The 23,567-nt window shown below is 43.6% G+C and carries 15 protein-coding genes, 2 tRNA genes and 1 riboswitch; of the genes, 7 read left to right on the top strand and 10 right to left on the bottom strand.

Going from position 1 to position 23,567, the window contains the following annotated elements; translation table 11 throughout:
• Positions 1-51: 51 nt before the first annotated feature.
• The 7 genes from MuYL_RS16935 to MuYL_RS16905 form a co-directional block, all read right to left on the bottom strand.
• Positions 52-1,584, bottom strand: a complete 1,533-nt coding sequence (locus MuYL_RS16935) for a RagB/SusD family nutrient uptake outer membrane protein (RefSeq protein WP_094571685.1) — start codon at positions 1,582-1,584, stop codon at positions 52-54.
• Between the two features lie 23 nt (positions 1,585-1,607).
• A complete protein-coding gene (locus MuYL_RS16930) occupies positions 1,608-5,273 on the bottom strand; it encodes a SusC/RagA family TonB-linked outer membrane protein (protein ID WP_094572996.1) in 3,666 nt (1,221 codons plus the stop codon).
• A 108-nt stretch (positions 5,274-5,381) separates the two neighbouring features.
• Entirely contained in the window at positions 5,382-6,356 is a 975-nt protein-coding gene (locus tag MuYL_RS16925) for a FecR family protein (RefSeq protein ID WP_170309762.1), read from the bottom strand.
• A gap of 87 nt (positions 6,357-6,443) precedes the next feature.
• Entirely contained in the window at positions 6,444-7,049 is a 606-nt protein-coding gene (locus tag MuYL_RS16920) for an RNA polymerase sigma factor (RefSeq protein ID WP_094571683.1), read from the bottom strand.
• Positions 7,050-7,144: 95 nt separating this feature from the next.
• Positions 7,145-8,014: a hypothetical protein gene (locus MuYL_RS16915; RefSeq protein WP_094571682.1), complete on the bottom strand. Its 870-nt coding sequence runs from the start codon at positions 8,012-8,014 to the stop codon at positions 7,145-7,147.
• A gap of 514 nt (positions 8,015-8,528) precedes the next feature.
• Positions 8,529-8,601: transfer RNA gene (locus MuYL_RS16910), tRNA-Met, on the bottom strand.
• Between the two features lie 97 nt (positions 8,602-8,698).
• A tRNA-Met gene (locus tag MuYL_RS16905) sits at positions 8,699-8,771 on the bottom strand.
• Positions 8,772-8,915: 144 nt separating this feature from the next.
• Between MuYL_RS16905 and era the strand changes: the two genes are divergently transcribed.
• Both era and der read left to right on the top strand, forming a co-directional pair.
• Positions 8,916-9,791, top strand: coding sequence for a GTPase Era (era, locus tag MuYL_RS16900; protein ID WP_094571681.1), 876 nt, complete (start codon positions 8,916-8,918; stop codon positions 9,789-9,791).
• A gap of 142 nt (positions 9,792-9,933) precedes the next feature.
• Positions 9,934-11,235, top strand: a complete 1,302-nt coding sequence (gene der, locus MuYL_RS16895; protein ID WP_094571680.1) for a ribosome biogenesis GTPase Der — start codon at positions 9,934-9,936, stop codon at positions 11,233-11,235.
• A gap of 56 nt (positions 11,236-11,291) precedes the next feature.
• Here the strand turns inward: der and MuYL_RS16890 are convergent, their stop codons facing one another.
• Positions 11,292-12,854 (bottom strand): S41 family peptidase, encoded by a 1,563-nt coding sequence (locus MuYL_RS16890; RefSeq protein WP_157740921.1) that lies wholly within the window; start codon positions 12,852-12,854, stop codon positions 11,292-11,294.
• A 174-nt stretch (positions 12,855-13,028) separates the two neighbouring features.
• On the opposite strand from MuYL_RS16890, the gene murQ reads away from it, so the two are divergent.
• The 3 genes from murQ to MuYL_RS16875 all read left to right on the top strand — a co-directional run bounded on the left by murQ (position 13,029) and on the right by MuYL_RS16875 (position 15,360).
• Positions 13,029-13,835 (top strand): N-acetylmuramic acid 6-phosphate etherase, encoded by an 807-nt coding sequence (gene murQ / locus MuYL_RS16885; RefSeq protein ID WP_094571678.1) that lies wholly within the window; start codon positions 13,029-13,031, stop codon positions 13,833-13,835.
• A gap of 82 nt (positions 13,836-13,917) precedes the next feature.
• The gene (locus MuYL_RS16880) at positions 13,918-14,484 is read left to right on the top strand and encodes a hypothetical protein (protein WP_094571677.1); all 567 of its coding nucleotides are present in this window, start codon (positions 13,918-13,920) and stop codon (positions 14,482-14,484) included.
• Positions 14,485-14,628: 144 nt separating this feature from the next.
• The gene (locus MuYL_RS16875) at positions 14,629-15,360 is read left to right on the top strand and encodes a Bax inhibitor-1/YccA family protein (RefSeq protein WP_094571676.1); all 732 of its coding nucleotides are present in this window, start codon (positions 14,629-14,631) and stop codon (positions 15,358-15,360) included.
• Positions 15,361-15,579: 219 nt separating this feature from the next.
• Here the strand turns inward: MuYL_RS16875 and MuYL_RS16870 are convergent, their stop codons facing one another.
• On the bottom strand, positions 15,580-16,287 hold the full coding sequence (locus tag MuYL_RS16870; RefSeq protein ID WP_094571675.1) for a LytR/AlgR family response regulator transcription factor: 708 nt from the start codon (positions 16,285-16,287) through the stop codon (positions 15,580-15,582).
• A complete protein-coding gene (locus MuYL_RS16865) occupies positions 16,266-17,366 on the bottom strand; it encodes a sensor histidine kinase (protein WP_094571674.1) in 1,101 nt (366 codons plus the stop codon). The genes MuYL_RS16870 and MuYL_RS16865 overlap by 22 nt, the downstream gene beginning before the upstream one ends.
• Positions 17,367-17,586: 220 nt before the next feature.
• On the opposite strand from MuYL_RS16865, the gene MuYL_RS16860 reads away from it, so the two are divergent.
• Complete coding sequence (locus MuYL_RS16860) at positions 17,587-19,398, top strand: TlpA family protein disulfide reductase (protein WP_094571673.1); 1,812 nt, start codon at positions 17,587-17,589, stop codon at positions 19,396-19,398.
• Positions 19,399-19,519: 121 nt separating this feature from the next.
• A riboswitch (SAM riboswitch) is annotated at positions 19,520-19,627 on the top strand.
• Positions 19,628-19,780: 153 nt separating this feature from the next.
• On the top strand, positions 19,781-23,470 hold the full coding sequence (gene metH / locus MuYL_RS16855) for a methionine synthase (protein WP_094572995.1): 3,690 nt from the start codon (positions 19,781-19,783) through the stop codon (positions 23,468-23,470).
• Positions 23,471-23,567: the final 97 nt, after the last annotated feature.

Genomic DNA, 23,567 nt, shown 5'->3' with positions numbered 1-23,567 from the left:
ATTAAGGAGGAAACTGAAATTAGCTTCCTCCTTATATTCTGAAAAAGAGTGTTAATAACCCGGGTTCTGGTACATTTTTACCGGGTCTAACTTGGTTTCATTGAATGGGATAGGATAATACCTGTCTTTGGTGGTAAAGTTTGACAACAGCGCTGAGCCAAAGTTTGCCTGGCTTTTGTTCCGGAAATAAGTCACCAGTTCGTCGGTGGTGAAAGTCCTTAGTAAATCAAACCAGCGATGATGCTCAAAGGCCAGTTCGACACGGCGTTCATGCAATATGGCCAGCTTCAGTGTTGGATAACTGGCGCTGTAAACCGGGTCGACTGATGAAACCTCATAGGTTGGCATACCTGCCCGTGCACGTACCATATCCAAATACTGAGTGGCAACGGCATTGTTCCCTAGGTACATGTTGGTTTCGGCCAGCATCAGTATAACATCTGCATACCGCATCAATATCCAGTCATTTCCGCCATAACCATTCTTACCGGCACCCGAACTTACGTCCCTGAATTTGGTTACATACCAATCCTTTACGGTTGATGCGGCAGCATATTTAATTGAAAATACCATACGGGGATCACCATTTTCATATTCATTTACCAAGTCGTGCGTTACATTATCCCCAACACCAGTTGATGGCTTTTGCGAATTAATAGTTTCGCCTATAGCCTGGCTGTTGGCGGCTATGCTTGAGCTGTAAACAGGATCACCCTGGATATTTACAATCTGCCAGATAAGTTCAGGGCAGGTAGATTTCTTAGTTACATCAAACACATCACTGTAAGGTATATCACTCAATCGTCCAAAGGTTTTTGCATTGTAAGCGTTTGTAAGATATGTTAAGGCGTTGTTCAGGTTGTCGGTTTTAGTTGCAGCATCCAATGTAGTTGCCATGGTTAAATATACCTGTCCAAGCAAAGTGTTTACCGCAGCCAGCGATATACGGCCTATTGTCCCTGCAGACTGGGTAGCCGGCAACGGGCTATTAGCGGCATCTTTTAAATCAGTTACTATCTGGGCATACACCGTTGCTTGTTTGGTCCGGGCGGTATTGGCGGCAATGTCTTCAGTTGTGGTAAGTTGTTTGGTTACCAGCGGAACATCCCCCCATTCGCGCACCAGGTGAAAATAAATCAGCGCCCTTATAAACTCGGCCTCTGCCTTATATTTCTGTTTGGTGGCAGGGTTAGCAAATGAAACCTTATCAATATTTGACAACACAATGTTACAGTTTGAAATAACGGCATACATGGCGAGCCAGTGCGTATATAAATAACTGTTAGTTGGTATCAGCGAGAAATTATTGAATCCAAAAGGCTCACCTGCGTTTGATTGGTTATCATTGGTTCCGGTATCATCAGAACGCTGGTCGGTCCATAAATCGCTGCTTTCGCCTATTGTGTTACCGCTTCTTAATAAAGAGTAACAGCCATTAACCGCCAGTAAAACATCGTTTTCAGTTTTAAAGGAATTGCCAATTGCATTGGCGTCAGGATCATTTTGCTGTAAAAAATCCTTTTTGCATGAGCCCAGGACAAATAACGCTGCCAGGCACAATAACTTAAATTTTATATTCTTCATTTGCTTTCAGAATTGTTTTTTAATTAAAAAGTTGCTTTAACCCCCATGTTATACGAACGCACCAATGGATATACACCGTAATCAATACCGGGGGCAAGGTTGGCACCTTGCGAACCGGCGTAGGTATAGTCATAATTAACTTCAGGATTATAGCCTTTGTATTTGGTAATGGTGAAGGCATTATTAACCGCCCCGTATATTTTAAGCCCTGTTAAACCCAAATTACGTGTTATAAATGCCGATTTGATGTTATAGCCTAAAGTCATGTTGGTATTCCGTAAAAACGAGCCATCCTGTAAATAAAAGGTTGACAGCCTTGTGCTGTTACTTTGTGTGCTGCCGCGTGAGGCCCGGTAAACAGAGCCGTTGCCGGGATTGGCGGCATTACGGTAGTGTTCCGCAACATCGGCATACTGGTTGCCCGAGCCCTCCATGTTGTACAGATAGTAATCCTGCCCGTCAAGCACCTGGTTGCCGTATGAGCCTGCAAAAGCCGAGCTGAAATAAAAATTCTTATACGTTGCACTGATGGCAAAGCCATAAGTAAACTTCGGATACGGGTTACCGATGATGCCGGCGTCTTTGCTGTTAATTACGCCATCGCCGTTAACATCTTTAAAATAAAGATCGCCTGCCTGTAAAGGGGTGGTTGAAAAGGTAGAAATAGGCGGGCCAACAATTTTATAACCGGCAGGGTACGAATGGGTGGTTGAGTTGTAGTTGGCCCGGTCAGCAGCAATGTTGCCGAGATCAGCTGCAGTTACCATGCCTGCTACCTGGTAGCCATAGAACATACCTATTGGCTGGCCTGTTTCTGTTATGCTGGTTAAATAGGAGCGTTCGGCACCGTTGGTGATCACTGTATTATTACCGCTGAGACCTAACACCTTATTGCGGTTTATTGAGATGTTGCCGCTGATATTCAAGCTGAAATCATTAGTGGCTATTGCTTTCCCATCAACCTGGATGTCAAACCCTTTGTTACTTACTTTTGACCCCGACCCTAAATTTGTAAGGATAGTTGAGCTGCCTGAAACTGCCGATATAGGCTCATTAAATAATAAATTGTAAGACTTGCTGAGATAATAATTGGCGATAATAAACAACCTTCCCTTTAGCAGCCCCAGGTCGGCGCCAAAATTAAACTGGGAGGTGGATTCCCAACCCAGGTTGGCATCCTTGATATTGCCGGCGGTTAGTGCGGACGATAATGAGCCGGTGCCGAACACAACGTTTTGCGGCGAGCCATAAACGCGCTGGGTATTGTAATTGCCTATATTGTTATTACCACTCAGGCCCCAGCTTGCACGTAGCTTAACAGTTGATTGATCACCAAGCCAGCCATGGTAAAACTTCTCGTCTGACAGGTTCCAGCCGGCCGACACGGAAGGAAAAGAAGCATAACGGTTTGTTGCACCAAAGCGTGATGAACCATCGGTACGGAAGGAAGCCGAAAGGAAATACCTGCTGTCGTAATTATAGTTTACTCTTGCCAGGTATGATAGCAGGGTATAAGTTTGGTCACCGGTTGCCTGCACGCCTTCGGGCGGGCTGCTGGTTATTAATGTGATCTGGCTTGGGGCGGCACCGGTGATATTTGGAACATTATCATTCTGAAAGCCTGTTCCCTGTACGGTGAGTACATTATTAACCGTTTTTTGTGCGGTATAACCTACCACACCGTCAAAATGGTTCTTCCCCAATTGCTTTGTATAATTCAGCGTAAACTCACCTAGTTGGTCCCTGTAATCAATTGTTTGGCGGATGGCTTTTGCTGCGGCTATCGATTGGGATGAGTAAGGCGGGTTTGCACCGTTACTGATACTGGTGGGCAGGTAGTAGTTATAATTTTCGGCATAGGTTTGCATGCCTAGGCTGGCATTAAAGGTAAGTCCAGTTGTAATGGTATAGTTGGCGTGCGCGTTATAAGTGGCCCTGTCGCCCACGCGATTTATTTTTATCAGCGTAGCGGTGGCAATGGGGTTTTCAATTGATTGATAACCATATGCCGTGGATTGCGCGGCCGCTACGTTTGTGGCTATGCTGCCATCAGCATTATACGCAGGTAAAAACGGCATATAAATCAGTGCCCCAAAAGCGGGGCTGTGGTCCCACCGCCCATCCTGGGTTTCCTGGTTGGTGTTTTGTGTAAACGATATATTTGCCCCTGCTTTAAGCTTTGTGCCGATGGTACCATCGACATTAGCCCGCAGGTTAATTTTTTGCTGACCGGTACCCAGCATAATGCCCGGCTGGTCCTGGTAGCCGGCGCTCAAATAATAGGCCGTACCATTTGAATTGCCTGTGAACGACAGGTTGTGGCTTTGCGCCAGCGCGTTACGGTACAATTCTTTTTGCCAGTCGGTATTAATGGTTTGATGAATGGGCGTTTGTGAAGTAAAATTATACAATGTCGCGGGGATGCTTACCGAAGCCGCATTACCTACGTTTGCAATACGGGTGGCGTTAGGATCGGAATACATGGCATCGTTCCAGGTATGGCCTGTGGTTACCCAAAGGTCATGGTATGAATTATTGCGACCGTCAATTACCAATTGAGCAAATTGATCTGCATTTAAAAGATCAACCTTTTTTGCCAGCTGGTTAATACCCGCCTGGTAGTCATATTCAAACTTGCCTTTTGAATTTTGTTTAGCGCCATGCTTTGTGGTAATCAGTACCACGCCACCTGCCGCCCTAGAACCGTAAATAGCCGCCGACGCCGCATCTTTTAATATATCAATCGATTCAATATCTTCCGGATTGATGAACAAATCGTTACCTGCGGCATATCCGTCAATTACATAAAGCGGGTCGGAACTGGCATTGATTGAGCCCACGCCGCGTACGCTGATTTTGGTGCTTTGATAAGGCGCACCGGTTATTTGAGAAATCTGTACGCCCGCCACTTTACCAACAAGCGCTTGCCCTACGGTAGGCGCCGACAAGTTCAGTTCATTGGCCTTCACACTGGCAACTGCCCCGGTAAAATCGCTTTTACGCACAGTTTGATAACCAATTGCCACTACTTCGTTAAGAATATTGGCGGCAGGCTTCAACCTGATATTAATCTCAGTTTGGTTACCCACAACTACTTCCTGGCTGGCATACCCAACAAATGAGAACACCAAGGTTGCGCCCTGTTCAGCAGTCACGGTGTATTTCCCATTTGCATCCGTAGCTGTTCCTTTGCGCGACGTTTTTTCATAAACACTTACCCCTGGGAGCGGGAGGTCTTTCTCATCAACAACGGTACCTGTAATCTTGACCTGGATCGGCTGAACCGTTACGGGCATCTTTGGCGCTGCAGGCGCTTTTTCAACTCTTATCAGCACATGGTATTCATCTACCTGGCTAATCGTTCCCCGGTAGTCTTTTAATATCTGCTGCAAAACCTGGCTTACGGTTTTGTTAATAACGTGTAGTGACGCACGTTTCGTAACGTCCACGGTATTGTCATACCCAATAATAAATGTTGTCTTGCTTTCGATGATATTAAAAATCGCCTTTATTGACAAATCCTCGGCCATGATGGAGATCCGGGTATTATTAATGGTTTGACCTTCTGTTGCGGAGGCCGGGATCACAAAAGTGAATATTAACAGGGTGGTTAAAATTAAGGGCAATATTCCTGTGGTTATCCCCTTTAATAGCGAATTTGAATGCCTGATTCGATAAAAATTTTGCATTTTTGATTTAATTTTAATGATTGCGTAATCGTTTAAATTGATGGCGCCGAATTCTGCGCAGCCATGCAGGGGATGCTGAAACATTCCCTGCGTTTGGTGATGGTTGTTTTACTTCATGCTTTTATTGGGCTTTAAATTAATTTGTATGGATTTGTTGATTACCTGGTAACTCATGCCTGACAGCTTTCCAAGGACTTTTAACACATTTGAAACGGGCTCATTATTAAAGCTCACAGTATAGCGGCGGTTATCTGTATGGCCATGCACGTTAACGGTTACCCCGTACCATCTTTCAAGGGTGGTAGCGATTTCACCGAACGAAGCATTGTCAAAGCGGAGCTGGTTTTTCCTCCAGGCAGATACTTCGATGGTTTGTGTATCATTTAAAATAGCCCGCCGGCTATCCTTGCTATAAATAAGTTGCTGGTTACGGATAATTGATTTTGGAAATATGGGTGCTTCTTTACCTGCATTCTCTTCTTTTACGTTAACCTCGCCGCTTTCAACAGCCACTTTAACCAGGCTTTCTTCAGCATAAGCTTTAACGTTAAAGGAGGTACCTATGTCGGTTATGATAAGCCTGCCCGATTGAATTGTGAAAGGATTGGTTTGATTGTGCTTTACGATAAAAAATCCTTCGCCAGTTAGCGATATTCGCCTGTTGGTAACGCCAAAACCGGGCGAAATACGAAGTGTTGAACCTGAATTAAGATAAACCGTTGAACCGTCAGGCAACGAAAGTTGCTTTTTAACACCCTTTGGTACCGAAATCAGCGTGTAGCCAGCCGGAACTTTGGGAGCTCTGCTGAATGTTTTGTAAAATACCAGGCCAGCCCCAATAAGAAAGACTGCAGCAACCTGCAACCAACGTGCGGACATTCTATTCCTGGCTGGGTGGCTCTCCAACATGCTGCCAATTTTCCGGTCCATCTGCACAAATAGTTCAGCGCTATGTTCTTTGCTAAAATCTTTTTGTTGTTGGCTATCGAAAGCCGCGAACCAATCTTCAACCAGTCGCCGTTCTTCAATACTGGCGTCGCCCGATTGATATCGTTCAAATAATTCCTTAATTCTGCTGTCCACTAATGGTATTTTGGTATAGCACGTGCAGCGGGGCATAATGTCCTTTAAGACAACGTTAACAATAGGTTACTTTTAATGCAGGTGGTTTTAAAATTGAAGAAACAACCAGTGAAAACAAAGAAAAGACAGCACCAACAATTCGGGATGGGTGCTGCGGAGGTTTGATTTTAAACGTTTTAATGCTTCAGATACGTTATTGCGAACCGTTTTTTCGGAAATATTCAAGATCCCGGCAATTTCGGCATTTCGCCTCCCCTCGTTCCTGCTTAAGTTATAGCAGTTGCGCATAGTTTCGGGCAAGTGCTCAACAACGTTTACAATGGTGACGTTGAGTTCGCGCGCGAGCCGGTGATCTTCGGCCGAATGTTCCAATTCCGAAAGCTGTTGTAGCAGGTACCCTTCGCCTTTTATGCGAATGCTTTGTTTTCTATAGGCCGAGATTACATGGTTACGGCTTAAAACATATAACCAGGGTCTAAAATCTCTTAATTCAACAAGGCGCTCCCGTGTGGTCCATAAATTTATGAAGATATCCTGTGTTATGTCCTTTGCGTCGTCCCGGTCCTCAAGCCTTGCGACAACTATGGCGTAAACAAATGTTTTATATCTGCTATAAATCTCATGAAAGGCCGCCGAATCACCATCACTGCATTTCCTCAACAGCAATTGTTCTGATAAATTTTGATATACCATATTGCCCGGATGATTAACGCAGCAAATCTATCAGGCTAATGCTTATCGGTTATTAAGCTTATATTAACAAAAGAATACTTTTGCTGTTTATTTATTCACCAGCCTATATATATACAATTGACATTGTTTTTGCGGGAAGATGTAACAGCAATTCCCTTATTGCGCTGACCGGTAAATGCAAATCCCTCCAGTTCATCCGCCCTCGTATCAATATCGACTTCTTTGATAACCTGTTGCTGTCCTGTTTGAATTGATTTTTCAAGGTCCAGAAAGCTAAAACGCCACTTACGGCCCTCGATTTGATTTTGTATCAGTACAATGATACCCTCGTTATCAAGCCAGTACAGGTTTTGTACCCACGGTGTACACGTGAATTTCTTATATAGTACGCCGGGTTCGCTCGTTTTTGAACAATGGCTTAGCCGTTCTGGATCATACAACCTTACCTCGTTCCCATGATTACCATAGTCTGCGGTTGCCACGTACCATTTATTATGATATTTAACATATTCCGGCCTGGTGCCCTGGATACAAGCGTCGTCTTCAATCGTTTTTAGGAGGTTGCCGTCCAATGTTCCAGTTTTCCACAAACCTTTCCAGTTGATACAATAGATCAGGGCCTTCCATGTCGTCTCGCCTTTTTGCGGCTTTACAGAATTCCCCATAAACACAGGCAAATCACCGTGCCGGGCAAGTCCTGTGGGGTGATTAATTACATTTTTTCCGTCAACGGTAAGCTTACACTCTTTGTGATCATAAACCAGCGTATCTTTATTAAAAGAAAACTGCCTCATCATTCCGACCTCGCGATCACCATACAAAAACGCCTTTCCCTGCTGGATGGATACTCCCTGGCAGGCGCCCAAGGAATCAATGGTAGATACCTTTGATATGCTCATGTGGATAACCGGCTTAAACAACAACGACACTATAATGGCAAATAGTAAAATGGCGGCAGCTTTCATTTAATTCTTTTTCTGTCAGCTATAAATAGCCGGTTAGCGGGGATTTATAGAAATTCCACTTTGCAAATTGAATTGTTAATTATTGTATTAATGTTAAGCGATTATTATCTCAATCCATTTTTGAGGCTGATTAAAGATTAGGTATTGGATAGACTGCGTCACAATGCCCGTTCAGGAACGCTGGAAACTTACGAGGGGTAATTAACAAGGTTAGCGGTGTGCTAAAAAGGAGAACGGGAAACATTCTTACCTTTTAATATCAGTTAATTTGAATTGTATCCGCATCGTGGGCACAATTCAAAATAAAAAAAAATCCAATTGTGGATTCAACGCGTGAACAAAACGCTAAAATTTCGATTTGTGCTACCCTTTAGGCGCAAAACAAACTGTCTAAAAAAAACAGTATAAATTAATCAACAATTTTCAATCGCTTTTTTAACTGTGTCGTAAAGTTTTGCTTATGAGTTTGTTAAGGGATTAAAAAGAAACACGCTTAAAAGCGTGTTTCTTTAGGTAGCGGGAGCAGGACTCGAACCTACGACCTTCGGGTTATGAGCCCGACGAGCTACCAACTGCTCCATCCCGCACTGTTCTTATTGCAACTTTTTCATAACTTACCCTTGTCAATTCATCCGGATAAAAAAGCCTTTAGTCAGGAAGACTAAAGGCTTTATTTACCTAAGGTAGCGGGAGCAGGACTCGAACCTACGACCTTCGGGTTATGAGCCCGACGAGCTACCAACTGCTCCATCCCGCACTGAATTTGATATGTTGCGATCCGATCATAACTTCGGAAAGTTGCTTCCAATTAGCTAAAATGCAATTTGCACTCCGTTTTAATTGGACTGCAAAGATATAATTCGTTTCTTTGCAGTCCAAATATTATTTTAATTATTTTTTTATGGCCCATAAGGCAGGTTTCGTAAGTATAATTGGCAAGCCCAATGCAGGTAAATCAACATTGATGAATGCACTTGTGGGTGAAAAAATGTCGATAATAACTCCTAAAGCGCAAACAACAAGGCACAGGATACTGGGCATTGTTAACGAAGAGGACTACCAGATAGTTTTTTCAGACACCCCCGGTGTTATTAAACCACACTATGCTTTGCATGAAAGCATGATGCACCAGGTTGATGGCTCCATAGTTGATGCCGACCTGATTTTGCTGGTTACCGATATTTATGAAGAGTACGATGAAACGGATGTGTTGAAAAAGCTGGAAGGCTCATCGGCACCTGTAGCGGTGCTCATTAACAAGGTTGACCAAAGCGATGAGGAAACTGTAAAGGCAAAGGTTGATTTTTGGGAAGAGAAGCTGAAGCCGAAAGCGGTTTTCGCGATATCGGCCCTGAAGGATTACAATGTGCTGGCGGTAATGAACTTTGTGATTGAGAACCTGCCGGAGCATCCTGCCTATTACGAAAAGGACGCGCTGACCGACAGGAACGACCGCTTTTTTGCGTCGGAAATGATCCGTGCGCAGATCCTGAAACAATACAAAAAAGAGATTCCTTACAGCACCGAGGTTATTGTAACTGCTTTTGTGGAAGGCGAAAAGCTGCACCGCATCAGCGCTGAAATTATTGTTGAGCGCGATTCGCAGAAAAACATAATTATTGGCAAGGGCGGCGAAATGCTTAAAATTGTAGGTACCTACGCCCGCCGGGATATGGAAGAGTTTTTTCAGAAAAAAGTGTTTCTGGAGATGTTTGTAAAGGTTATTCCTGATTGGCGCAGCAAGAAAAATTACCTGAAGAAATTTGGGTACGAATAAACGGGAGCCAGGGGGCAGACAAGCATAAACCGGGATTTAATACAAAATTTAATAAATACTTATTAGGGTTAGGTAAGGTGAAGGAAAGCTAATTGCAGCTATCTTTATTCTTGTTTTCCTGATCCTTGAATTTAATAATAAAATGAGCAATATAGTAGCCATAGTGGGCAGGCCCAACGTAGGCAAATCAACTTTATACAACCGTTTAACTGAAACCCGCAAGGCCATAGTCGACGATTTTAGCGGGGTAACCCGCGACAGGCATTACGGTGTTTCTGAATGGGTTGGCCGTTCATTTACCGTTATTGATACCGGGGGCTATGTAGCTAACTCGGTTGACGTATTTGAAGCCGCCATTCGTGAGCAGGTAATTATTGCCATTGAAGAAGCAACTGTAATTTTATTTATGGTTGATGTTACTACCGGTATTACCGACCTTGACGATGAAATTGCTACCCTGTTGCGCAAAGGCAAAAAGCCTGTGTTTGTAGTGGTGAATAAGTTGGACAACACCAACCTGCTGGCCGATTCGATGGTGTTTTACAGCCTCGGACTTGGTGAGCTTTACAACATCTCTTCTATGACAGGTTCAGGCACCGGCGAACTGCTGGACGAAGTTGTTAAGCATTTTGACGATGAGCCTACTGAAGAAAACCAATTGCCAAAGTATGCAATTGTCGGACGGCCTAACGTAGGTAAATCATCTATCATCAATTCATTAATAGGCAAGGAACGAAACATTGTAACCCCGATTGCCGGCACCACCCGCGATTCCATTCACATTCATTACAACCAGTACGGGCACGATTTTATGCTGATAGATACTGCCGGTTTGCGTAAGAAAACAAAAGTTAAGGAGAATATAGAGTTTTATTCGGTTATGCGTACCATTAAAGCGCTGGAAGAAGCCGATGTAGTGATCCTGATGATTGATGCTGTTGAAGGAATTGAGTCGCAGGATATCAATATCTTCCACCTTGCCGAAAAAAATAAAAAAGGTGTGGTGATTGTGGTGAACAAGTGGGACCTTATTGAAAAGAACAACAAAACCATAAAAGTTTTTGAAGAGCAGATCCGCGATAAAATAGCGCCGTTTACGGACGTGCCTATTGTATTTACCTCGGTTACTGAAAAGCAAAGGGTTTTAAAGGTGATTGAAACTGCGAACCTGGTTTACCAAAACAAGATCAGAAAGATCCCAACCTCGAAGCTGAACGAAATTATGCTGCCGATAATTGAAGCTTATCCGCCGCCATCCATCAAAGGGAAATACGTTAAAATAAAATACATTACGCAGATTGCAGGAACATCGCCCATGTTCGCATTTTTCTGCAACCTGCCGCAATACGTTAAAGAACCCTATTACCGCTTTATTGAAAACAAAATAAGGGAGAACTTTAACTTTAACGGAGCACCGGTACAGGTTTGGTTTAGACAAAAATAAGTTGATTTCGGATTTCGGATGTATGATTTCGGATGTCGCACATCCGAAATCTGAAATTAATGGATAGCTTCCACGGCTTTAGCCAGCGTGTTATCGTTGCTGTTTATGGCCTCATAGTAAGCATTTTCACCCCATTTAAAGCGTGCGGCAGCGGCCTTTAGCATCGTTTTTATCATCGGTTTGGAGATCAGCAATTCGTGCGAGTCGATACTTTTTATGCTTTGCGAAGCGTATAGGATAAAGTTATCCAGCTCATCATTACTCACTGAATAATCTTTCATAAAAGTATCCGCAGTACCAAACTTATTGAGTTGCGGCTGCAGCTTATCAATGGTGTAGGCCGTAAATTGCTGCTGATCGCTCAATTGCTGTAGCAGGTATGTATTTTGGGTGGTATCAGCAGGAACAAAAATATCGGGCATAATACCACCGCCGCTAAAGACCTTTCGCCCGCTCAAGGTACGGTAGGGGGAAGGCTTTTTAAAAATACTGTCGTTTAAATTACTTTGGGCGGAGAACAATTCGCCTTTGCGCATCCGTTCAGCAATTTCGTTGTGATAGCTGTCAATACCTGCTTTATATGATTTTTGGATAGACCTGCCTGATGGGGTATAATACCTGGCGATAGTAAGGTTTACGGCTGAACCGTCGTTAAAGGCAAACTGTTGCTGTACCAGCCCCTTGCCGAACGAGCGGCGGCCAACTATCACGGCGCGGTCAAGGTCTTGCAGCGCCCCGGCAAGGATCTCACTGGCTGAGGCAGAATATTCATCAATTAAAACAGCAAGCTTACCTTCCTGGAAAGTTCCTGAATCCGTAGCGAAATAGTCGCGGCGTTCTTCATGCACCCCTTTGGTGTAAACAATCAGTTTATCTTTTTTTAGAAACTCGTCGGCAAGCGCGGTTGCAGTGTTGAGGTACCCGCCGCCATTTTCGCGGAGATCAAGCACCAATTTTTGCATGCCTTTTGCCTTCAGCTTGCCCAACGCCTCGCGGAAGTCGGCATCGGTGGTTAAGGCAAATTTACTGATCTTGATATAACCAACATCAGCAGTGGCCATATAGGCAGCATCAAGACTGCTGGCATTTACATAGCCGCGTTTTAGCGTATAGTTTTTTTTTATGGCAGAGTTAGGCGGCACAACCGAAACCAGCAAAGCTGAATTTTTTTCGCCCCTTAATGTTTTATTAACCAATTGAACCGTAAGGTGTGTGCCTGAGAATTTTTTATTATCTACATCAATAATGCGGTCACCGGTGGTAAGCCCTGCTTTTGCAGCGGGTCCGTTGGCATACACCTGGGTGATAACCAGGGTATCGCGCAGCAGCTGGTATTCCAGGCCAATGCCTGTAAAGCCGCCGGCAAGTCCTTCGTTTATGGAGGTAGCTTTTTGTTCGGGCAGATAAAGGGAATGTGGATCAAGGTTTTGCAGCAGGCCGTTAACGGTAGCGCCTTCAATACTATCTACATTTACCGAATCAACGTAGTTTTGCCTAACCAGGTTCAGTACTTTCGAGATCTTGTCGTTTTCATCCAGCGACAAGCCGAGGCTTTGATGTAACAGGGTGCGATTACTGATAAATATGCCGATAGTGACACCCAGTAAAACCAATATCATTGTCCTGAAAATTATTCCCGCGGCCCTTTTCATATTATCGTTGTGCCACAAAGTTAAGGATTTGTTTTAACACATTTAAGCTGCCGGCGCCGGGATATGACATTGAAAAATATTATTATACAAAGTGGTAAGTACCGCATCTCATTTCTAAAAGATTTTCCTCAATTTTGTTAAATGGAAACCACAACGGAAAAGGAGTCGCTTTATAATCACCTGGAGCAAATGCAGGTGTCCGAGATCCTGGAGCATATCAACAAAGAAGATCAAACAGTACCGCTTGCCGTAGCAAAGGCGCTGCCGCAAATAGAAAAGCTGGCCACCGCTACAGCTGAGAAAATGAAGGAAGGCGGCCGGTTGTTCTATATTGGCGCCGGTACCAGCGGCCGTTTAGGCGTGGTTGATGCGTCGGAATGTCCTCCAACCTTCGGCGTTTCGTTTGATACCGTTGTGGGAATTATTGCCGGGGGTGACGGCGCCATCAGAAAGGCGGTAGAATTTGCAGAAGATGATGCCGAACAGGCCTGGAACGACCTGTTGCGATACCAAATAAATGATAAAGATGTGCTGGTGGGAATAGCCGCGTCAGGCACTACGCCATACGTTATTGGCGGCTTAAGGAAAGCAAATACGCACAATATTACAACGGGGTGCATTGTTTGTAATAGTGGCAGCCCGGTTGCAGCCGAAGCCAAATACCCGGTTGAGGTGGTAACGGGTCCCGAGTTTTTAACAGGATCGACCCGGATGAAAGCAGGAACCGCCCAAAAGCTGGTGTTAAACATGCTGAGCACCTGTGTGATGATCAGGATTGGCAAAACAAAAGGTAATAAAATGGTGGATATGCAGTTAACCAACAATAAACTGGTTGACCGCGGAACCCGCATGGTGATGAACGAGACCGGGCTTGATGAAGAAACGGCTGCTGCATTGCTGCTAAAATATGGCAGTGTGCGCAAGGCGGTGGAGAACGTAGGGAATTGATTAATGTGCAGCCTGATTGCTGTGCAGAAATGCAGCCGTGCGAAGTGGAACTGATGCGCGGATTAAAAATTGAAATTAGAACATGCACGAGATAGAACCATATTATAAATGGCGCGATGATTATGTTGCTTCGGAGGATGAATATTCTCCTTTTTATGCAACGCAGTACAATGAGTTTGAGTTTGACAAGCAGATCTATAATTACCTGCTGCACCCGCAATGGGATTCGTTTGGCTCAAACACACTGTACATGAAGGTGCTTTTTGCCGATTACGAAAAAGGCTATTCAATTATTGAATTTATTGGGGAATGGAATGATGCCATTAACAATGATATTATGCTGATGAAGCGCGAGATCATAGAGCTGATGATAGATAACGGCATTAACCATTTTATTTTGATAGGGGAGAATGTGCTGAACTTTCACTCGTCTGACGATTGTTACTACGAAGAATGGTTCCAGGACGTGGAGGACGGCTGGATAGCGGGAATCAACTTCCGCGATCATGTAATTGAGGAGTTCAAACGCAACAACATTGATTACTATATCAATTTCGGGGGAGCATTGGACGACCTCGGCTGGCGTTCATTAAAACCGATCCAGGTATTTAAGCAAGTTGAAGAGCAACTGACAAAAAGGCTGAATTGAGCATTTGGGTACGGGTTTTGAGTTACAATAGCCAGTTAAACTATTGGTGATTTTTCAAGTCTATAATGGAAGTAAAAAATGTTTTACAACTTATCTAAATCTCACAGCAATAATTAACTTTGACTAATAAATCATAAATAAAAAATGGAAAATAATAATCCTGACTACATTTATAAAAATGTAATACAAATTAACGAAACCGACAGTACCCGCAAATTTCTTGCGAATGTATTTATCTGGATGTTTGTGGCTTTGGGAGTATCAGCTGCATGCGCGTTTTTGTTTGCAAATTCACCGGTGCTTTTTCAAATGCTGGTTGATACAACTACTGGCAAAATGACTACACTGGGCTATTTGGCCATGTTTTCACCACTTGCGTTTGTGCTTTTAATGAGTTTTGGTCTTAACCGGCTCTCATACCCTGTGCTTTCAGTATTGTTTTTAGCTTATTCTGCTGTAACAGGTATTAGTTTGAGCTTTATCCTGTTGGCTTTCACAGCGTCTTCCGTATTGGGTGTATTTATTACCTCGTCGGTAGTTTTCGGGATAATGGCTATTGCAGGTTACACCACCAAAACAGATCTTACCAAGTTCGGCTCTATCCTGATCATGTTTTTAATTGGTATAGTAGTGGCTTCACTGGTAAATATGTTTCTGCACAGCTCAGGCCTCGATATGATCATCAGCTACATAGGGGTTGCAGTATTTGTAGGCTTAACAGCTTATGATGTACAGAAGCTGAAAAATATAGGTGCCGGTTTACAGTACGGCGATGCAACTGCTTCAAAAATGGCATTGATGGGTGGACTGACCTTATATCTTGATTTTATCAACCTGTTTATTATGCTGCTGCGTATTTTCGGCAGAAGAAGATAATCAGCTTATAGCTTTAATATCATGCCGGTAAAAAGCTAGCTTTTTACCGGCATTTTTATGGAATATAATGTTGCCGTGGCAATTCCTCATGTTGATACTGTCCTCACCCGGCTAAAAGTTAAAGAAGTTGCAGTTTTGCAGGCAAAGCTGGTTTGATACAAAAAGACCCGGTTAATATGCATAAAAAAATGTGAGAGCTGCCTAATAATTGAAGAGGCGCTAACGATTCACATTTTTAATATAATTCATCACAGCATCTTTAAAGCTTAAACCGATAGGTATATTTTGAAAGCCGGTTTCGATAGTATTGCCGTTTACGGCAGTAATGATTGTTACAGGAACTATAAATGATCGGTGCACTCTTAAAAAATTATTTCCAGGCAGCATATTTTCCATTACTTTCATGGTGTAAGGGGCTACTATTACTTTGTCTTTAAAATGCAGTTTTACATAATTCTGCATGCTTTCTATTAATAGCAAATCGTCAAGAATTATCTTAACCAGTTTATTTTCAACCTTGATAAACAAATAATTTGCCCGATGACCCGCATCTGAAGCAAGAGGCTTTTGCATTTTGTCATTCACCTTTTCAAGCGCCTGCATTAACCTTGGTAGTGATATTGGTTTTAAAAGGTAATCAATCACGTTTAAATCATAGCCTTCCATAGCGTATTTATTATAGGCGGTGGTGAAAATAACCATGGGCGGTTTTTTTAGCGAACGCAGAAAATCGGTACCTGATACCATAGGCATTCTTATATCCAAAAACATGAGATCAATTTTTGAAGTATGAAGGGCTTCATAAGCTTCCATTGCGTTTGCGCAAAGTTTTACCAGGTTGTAATTACTTATGCCCGCCATATAGGCCTGTAGTAGCTTACGGGCCTGGGGTTCATCATCGGCAATCAGGAAATTAACTGTTTGCATATTTCAAGTTTAACGCTGTAAAAGTCACTGTTTTTGTCTACAGCCAAAGTGTAATTGTCCGGGAAATAATAATTCAGTCGTTTTCTGACATTCTGAAGCCCGATTCCAGGCTTTCCAGGCAGGTTATGAAAGCGGTTTTTGGTTTTTAAGGTTACCTTTTCGGGGCTATTATCTAACACAATCTCAATAAACACCTGTTCGGTTGCTAATGAGCCACCGTGCTTAAATGCGTTTTCAATAAACGGTAAAAAAATAAAAGGCGGAGCCAGGTAAGAAGGATCAGTGTTTGTAAGTTGTATAGCGATATCTGCCTGCTGATCAAATCTAATCCGTTCAATGGCTATATAATTATTCAGGAGGTCAATTTCCTGAGTCATGCTGATGTATTCGGCCTCGCAGTCGTAAAGCGAAGAGCGCATAAAATCTGCCAATTGGTTAAGCAGGCCCACAGATTTTTCTTTTTCGTTTTGAACGATGTACGATTGCAGGTTATTTAACGTATTGAAAAAAAAATGCGGGTTTATTTGGGCCTTTAATGTTGATAACTGCAATTGCGCGTTTTCTTTTGCCAACCAGGATTGCTTTAGGTTAGATTGGTATGCATATCTTATAAATTTAATAACCAGGGGAATGTATATCACTTCAAGGAAGCTGGGAATGCTGCTGAAAAAAACCTTTGCCACAGCTAGCGGATTAAAATGAGCGCCATACAAACGTTTCCAAAAATCGTTACCTACAACCCAGGTTTGTTTAAGGTTATACCAGTTTACAATAAGGCTTACCTCATAAGTGCGGAGCGCAATAGCGATAACATAATACACTGAAAACAGCAATGCGGCGTACAGCCATTTATGCTTTTGCAATAAAGGGACTATGCCATACACAAGCGGATAAAATAAAAATAGGCAATAGCCTATACCTACAAGGTTTACAGAGTAATGCTGCTGTAGAGTAATTCGAAGTGTTATGCTTTCCTCCATCCAAAAAAACAGGAGAAAAAACCAAAAGCCTGCATGCAGGAATATTCTATACCGCCAGTCGGTAAATGATTTATCCCAAAATATTTTAGCACGGTTCATTTTTTGAAGCTATATAATTCCTGCTGGATTTAATAATTTTAATTACCAATACGTATTTCGGGCTGATTAACCTGGGTTTTATCCTGACGAATTCAATCCTACATTCTAAAAAAACGGTTTATACTTCTGCAAGCCTGTTTAACTTCTAATATGCAATAGCCGGTCAACAATATTTTAGTTTAAAAGCCTGGTGCATTTTCTTTAACCAAAATTTAAAGAAATGAAAAAGTATTTGTTTATTACTGTCGCGCTGTTTGGATTCAGAATGGCAGTTATTGCCCAGGTTAGTACCATCAGCCCGGAAAAACCATCAGTTACTGACGAAATCGCCATTGGCTATAATTGTACCGACGCCAACGCATCACTTAACGGCAGGGAGCCTGTTTATGCCCGCATAACTACCTGTTTGCGTGATGGGGCCACTAATAACTTTCATGTTTTAATGGCCGGCACCAACGGAAGGTTGGCTGCGCAATTTAAACTGCCTGTTAGCGCTGCCTCATTTAAAGTGGAATTTTATACTTTAAATAAAGATGATGATAAAGCCGGATTTAACAAACTGGTGTATAAACCAAATCATCAAACCGAAGTTGAGGGTGCCTACATGGCCGCTTTGTTTGATGATAATCCGGATAGCATATTTCGGAAAGAATTAGTGCACTACCCGGATAATTATTTAGCCTGGGCCAAATTTATCAATGTAGTAGCAATGATTAAAGACCATGCCGCAGGTAAGGCCCAGGTTGAGGGGCTGATAAAAAAACTGACTTTATCAATTAAAGCCAGTAACCACCCGGATGCGGGTCTTTTAGCTGCGCTATGCATTGGTAATGCCAAAACCGGCAACCTGGCCGAAGGAAAAAAATATTTGTATCAGCTTTTTAGCAAATTTCCCGAAAATGAGGAAACGGCCTTTGCTTTTAGTATTTACAACTACGAATATTATAAAAGCAGCCGAAAGGATGTGGAAGAGGATATCAGGACGAAGCTGAAAGAAATATTTATTGCACACCCCGAAGCCGGAATTTCCCGTGATATAAACGTTTTCTATTATATTAAAGATGACAGAAAGATCCCGGTTGCAACATTTGAAAAAGTTTTGCTGCCACAATATGAAAACGATAAAGTAAGTTATTATGCTCTTACCAGCATGCCGGAACTCTATATTGACCGGAACGAGAAGCTTGACTCTGCCGGGCGCATGCTCAAAAAAGCTATTGCGCTTTTCCAGAGCGGAGGCATCAATCACCGGTACAGATTAAACTATAGCCACTACCAGCAAGATGTGCCACTAATGTATATGGATTTAGCTAAGATTGATTTGGCGCGCAAAAACTATCAGGATGCAGTTACCAATAGCTCCGCCGGCATAGCGCTGTTAACAGGTGGCAGTGCTGAAGGGAATTTTATGCCTTTATTATTACAATTGCGGGCAAACGCTTATAAACAAGCCGGAAATGCCAATCTTGCTATGGAAGATTATAGAAAGCTGTACAAATATGGGGTTTTGGCGGCCCTTGATTCTATGAAAATGTTATTCCCGTTTTGCAGTTTGAAGCAAAAAACATTTGCCGAATTCGTTACTTCGTTGAAACCCAGCGGTGCGCAATCAACTACTGCCGAAGAACGGGTTCCTGATTTTACTGCAAGCGATTTAGCAGGAAAGCCGGTGCATTTATCAGATTTTAAAGGCAAATTGGTTGTTTTAAATATATGGAGTATAGGTTGCGGGCCGTGTATTGCCGAAATGCCGGAGCTGAATAAGCTTGTTAAGCAATTTAGTAGTCAGCCAAACGTGGTTTTTATTGCTTTATCCGGCGATAAAACAGAGAACCTGGTGAAGTTTCTTAAAAGCCGGGAGTTTAATTACAGGGTGCTAAATAATGCCCCGAAACTGGCGGATAGCTTTCAAACTAATGCATTACCTGTGCATATGGTAATTGGTAAAAATGGTGAAGTCATCAGTCAGTCAATAGGGGCCAGGGACAATATAAGAGATTTTTTGCAGCAGGTGATAAATGCGAATCTTTGATGGCAGAAACTAGTAAAGTCGGCCTGTCCAACGATTGAGATCAGATTTTAGCGCTGTTTTTTCTTATCCTATGACAACTAAAACCTATTGCAAATTGGCTGTTTATTGCGCATCTTTGTGCTGCTTATGGAGAAAGACGGAGGGATTAGACCCTGCGATGTCTTAGCAACCTGTACTTACAAGGTGCTACATTCTACTCGGCAGCCAAACGGCCCGGGAAAGATAAGCGAAAGTCAAATTAACACCCGACTTTTCGAGATAAGCTTTTTACAGTTTGCAGTTTTAAGTAAGCAGTTGGCAGTTATCATTGTCCCTGTTCTACTTTAGGCAATTGCAGATTGTTGACAGCAAACCGGCAACTAAAAACTGCCAACTGAACGATATGGATATTAGAAAAGAATTAGAGAAACGCATCCTGGTAATTGACGGTGCGATGGGTACGATGATCCAGCGGTACCAATTAACGGAAGCTGATTTTCGTGGCGAGCGTTTCCGTGATCATAATACAGACCTGCAGGGGAATAACGACCTGCTGAATATTACCCGTCCTGATATTATCAAAGCTATTCATGCCGAATACCTTGATGCCGGAGCAGATATTATTGAAACAAATACCTTTAGTACACAACGGATCTCGCTGGCAGACTACAACCTTGAAGAACTGGCATACGAGCTAAGCTATGAAGGCGCACGGATTGCCCGTGAGGTTGCCGATGAATATAATACTAAAAATCCGGCTAAGCCCCGTTTTGTTGCAGGTGCTGTTGGCCCCACAAACCGTACAGCCTCGTTATCGCCGGATGTAAATGATCCGGGGTACCGTGCCGTTACTTTTGATGACCTTGCCGGAGCCTATTATGACCAGGTTAGGGGATTGGTTGACGGCGGATCGGACATGCTGCTGGTGGAAACCATATTTGATACGTTGAATGCAAAAGCCGCCTTATTTGCCATAAACCGTTATGCAAATGAATCGGGTAGGCATTTGCCGGTGATGATTTCCGGCACCATTACGGATGCGTCAGGACGTACCTTATCCGGCCAAACGGTTGAAGCGTTTTGGGATTCGGTAAGCCATGCCAACCTGCTTTCGGTAGGTTTAAATTGTGCGCTGGGTGCTAAAGAAATGCGCCCGCACATCCAGGAACTATCCCAAAAAGCCAATGTATATATCTCGGCTTATCCAAACGCGGGCTTGCCCAATGAGTTTGGCCAGTATGATGAAACCGCGCACGAAACCGCGCACCAGGTGGATGATTTTATAAAAAACGGGCTGGTTAACATAGTAGGCGGCTGCTGTGGCACAACACCGGAGCACATTAAATGTATTGCGGAAAAGGCTGCCAAATATCCGCCCCGCCGCATTCCGGAAATTGAGCCGTACATGCGCCTTAGCGGTTTGGAAGCAGTAACCATAACCCCTGAAAGTATTTTTGTGAACGTAGGCGAGCGTACCAATATTACCGGTTCGCCCAAGTTTTCCAAACTGATCCTGGCTGAAGATTATGAAGCAGCCTTAACCGTTGCCCGCCAGCAGGTGGAAGGCGGTGCCCAGGTTATTGACATTAACATGGACGAGGGCATGATTGACTCGGAAGCGGTAATGGTTAAGTTTTTAAACCTGGTGGCCTCAGAACCGGATATCGCCAAATTGCCGATCATGATCGATTCATCAAAATGGACGGTTATTGAAGCCGGTTTGAAGTGCATCCAGGGGAAGGGTATAGTTAACTCTATCTCGTTAAAAGAAGGAGAGGATAAATTTAAGGAACAGGCCCGCAAGATCCTGAGCTATGGTGCCGCCACGGTGGTAATGGCGTTTGATGAAACCGGCCAGGCCGACTCGTTACAGCGCCGGATAGAGATCTGCAAACGATCATACGACATTTTAGTGAACGAAGTGGGTTTCCCGCCGCAGGACATTATTTTTGACCCCAATATTTTAACCGTCGCCACCGGGCTTGAAGAGCATAACAACTACGCGGTTGACTTTATAGAGGCTACCCGCTGGATAAAACAAAACCTGCCGCATGCCAAGGTTAGCGGGGGGGTAAGTAATATTTCGTTCTCGTTCCGCGGCAACAATACCGTGCGCGAGGCAATGCACTCTGCATTTCTTTACCATGCTATAAAAGCCGGTATGGACATGGGCATTGTAAACGCGGGGATGCTGGAGGTTTACCAGGAGATTCCGAAAGACCTGCTGGAACTGGTGGAGGATGTATTGCTGAACCGCCGCCCGGATGCTACTGAACGCCTGGTTGAATTTGCCGATACCATAAAAAGTAAAGGCAAAGTAATTGAACGCGACGAAGAATGGCGCAAGGGTACCGTGCAGGAGCGTTTATCGCATGCGCTGGTTAAAGGGATTATTGAATACCTTGACGACGACGTGGAAGAAGCCAGGCAGGCATACGCCAAACCGCTGGAAGTAATTGAAGGGCCGTTAATGGACGGTATGAATATAGTTGGCGACTTATTTGGTGCCGGTAAAATGTTTTTGCCGCAGGTGGTAAAATCTGCACGGGTAATGAAAAAGGCGGTGGCCTACCTGCTGCCATTCATAGAGCTTGAAAAGCAAAGGGTTATTGATGCCGGTGAAGACAGCAGCGGAAGCAGGGCTAACGCAGGCAAAATTTTGATGGCTACCGTTAAGGGTGATGTGCACGATATTGGTAAAAATATTGTAGGTGTGGTATTGGCCTGTAATAATTTTGAGGTGATTGACCTTGGGGTAATGGTTCCCGCACAACGAATAATTGAAGAAGCTAAAAAACAAAATGTAGATATCATCGGCCTCAGCGGTTTAATAACGCCATCGCTGGATGAAATGGTGCATTTTGCAAAAGAGATGGAACGTGAAGGCTTTACCATCCCGTTGATTATTGGCGGGGCCACCACCTCGCGCATTCATGCGGCCGTAAAGGTTGCCCCCAACTACTCGGGCGCGGCTATCCACGTGCTGGACGCGTCAAGAAGCGTTACCGTTTGCAGCAGCCTGATGAGCAAGGATAACCGGGATGCCTACATCCGGGGGATAAAAGAGGAGTATGAAAAAGCCCGCGAAGCACATTTAAATAAAAAGTCTGACAAGCGTTTTGTTAGTATTGAAGAGGCCCGGAAAGGAAAGTTCCAGATCAGCCTGGATGGTGATGTTGCTCCAAAGCCAACATTTACAGGTACCAAAGTATTTGAAAACTATCCGCTGGAAGAATTGCTGCCATATATTGACTGGACACCATTTTTTCATACCTGGGAATTGCGCGGCAGCTTCCCCAAGATTTTTGCCGATAAGTTTGTGGGGGATGAAGCTAAAAAGTTATATGACGATGCACAGGTATTGTTAAAACAGATTGTAGCCGAAAAGCTTTTACAGGCGAATGGGGTAATTGGTTTTTGGCCGGCAAACAGCGTTGGTGATGATATTGAGCTATACACTGACGACAGCCGTAAAACATTACTAACCCGCATTTATACTTTACGCCAGCAGGCCGAAAAGGTAAAGGGTGATCCGTATTATGCACTTTCGGATTTTATTGCCACAAAAGACAGTGGCGTGCCGGATTATTTTGGCGGATTTGCCGTTACCACAGGCCTGGGCTGTGATGAACTGGTTGCCAAATTTGAAAAGGATTACGACGATTACAACAGCATAATGGCCAAAGCCCTTGCCGACAGGCTGGCAGAAGCCTTTGCCGAAAAAATGCATGAACTGGTACGTAAGGAATACTGGGGTTACTCAAAAGGGGAACAGTTAAGCACTGATGACCTGATAAAGGAAGAATACCAGGGGATTCGCCCGGCACCGGGTTATCCCGCCTGCCCGGATCATACGGAAAAAACTACGCTGTTTGAAATATTGAAGGCTGAAGATAATGCCCACATGCACCTTACCGAAAGCCTGGCCATGACACCGGCTGCTTCTGTAAGCGGGTTTTACTTTGCGCATCCGCAGGCCAGGTATTTTGGTTTAGGGAAGATTAGTAAAGACCAGGTAGAAGATTACGCAGTGAGGAAAAATATGCCACTGGAAGATGTTGAACGGTGGTTAGGACCGAACATAAATTATTAAAGAGTTCGATGCTAGGGACGAAGCAACCCCGTAGCTATGCATAACCGCCTTGTATAGTTCGCGATTGGTTCGTTCCTCGAAATGACAAGATTATAAA

The sequence above is a fragment of the Mucilaginibacter xinganensis genome, from assembly GCF_002257585.1.
Taxonomy (GTDB): Bacteria; Bacteroidota; Bacteroidia; order Sphingobacteriales; family Sphingobacteriaceae; genus Mucilaginibacter; species Mucilaginibacter xinganensis.
Note: the sequence above shows the minus strand (reverse complement) of the source record. Positions and strands in the feature narration are given on the sequence as shown.

What these genes read in the sequence shown, in the direction of transcription:
- MuYL_RS16935 (WP_094571685.1), bottom strand. Translation starts at nt 1,584, where the DNA reads ATGAAGAATATAAAATTTAAGTTATTGTGCCTGGCAGCGTTATTTGTC.
- MuYL_RS16930 (WP_094572996.1), bottom strand. Translation starts at nt 5,273, where the DNA reads ATGCAAAATTTTTATCGAATCAGGCATTCAAATTCGCTATTAAAGGGG.
- MuYL_RS16920 (WP_094571683.1), bottom strand. Translation starts at nt 7,049, where the DNA reads ATGGTATATCAAAATTTATCAGAACAATTGCTGTTGAGGAAATGCAGT.
- MuYL_RS16915 (WP_094571682.1), bottom strand. Translation starts at nt 8,014, where the DNA reads ATGAAAGCTGCCGCCATTTTACTATTTGCCATTATAGTGTCGTTGTTG.
- era (WP_094571681.1), top strand. Translation starts at nt 8,916, where the DNA reads ATGGCCCATAAGGCAGGTTTCGTAAGTATAATTGGCAAGCCCAATGCA.
- der (WP_094571680.1), top strand. Translation starts at nt 9,934, where the DNA reads ATGAGCAATATAGTAGCCATAGTGGGCAGGCCCAACGTAGGCAAATCA.
- MuYL_RS16890 (WP_157740921.1), bottom strand. Translation starts at nt 12,854, where the DNA reads ATGATATTGGTTTTACTGGGTGTCACTATCGGCATATTTATCAGTAAT.
- murQ (WP_094571678.1), top strand. Translation starts at nt 13,029, where the DNA reads ATGGAAACCACAACGGAAAAGGAGTCGCTTTATAATCACCTGGAGCAA.
- MuYL_RS16880 (WP_094571677.1), top strand. Translation starts at nt 13,918, where the DNA reads ATGCACGAGATAGAACCATATTATAAATGGCGCGATGATTATGTTGCT.
- MuYL_RS16875 (WP_094571676.1), top strand. Translation starts at nt 14,629, where the DNA reads ATGGAAAATAATAATCCTGACTACATTTATAAAAATGTAATACAAATT.
- MuYL_RS16870 (WP_094571675.1), bottom strand. Translation starts at nt 16,287, where the DNA reads ATGCAAACAGTTAATTTCCTGATTGCCGATGATGAACCCCAGGCCCGT.
- MuYL_RS16865 (WP_094571674.1), bottom strand. Translation starts at nt 17,366, where the DNA reads ATGAACCGTGCTAAAATATTTTGGGATAAATCATTTACCGACTGGCGG.
- MuYL_RS16860 (WP_094571673.1), top strand. Translation starts at nt 17,587, where the DNA reads ATGAAAAAGTATTTGTTTATTACTGTCGCGCTGTTTGGATTCAGAATG.
- metH (WP_094572995.1), top strand. Translation starts at nt 19,781, where the DNA reads ATGGATATTAGAAAAGAATTAGAGAAACGCATCCTGGTAATTGACGGT.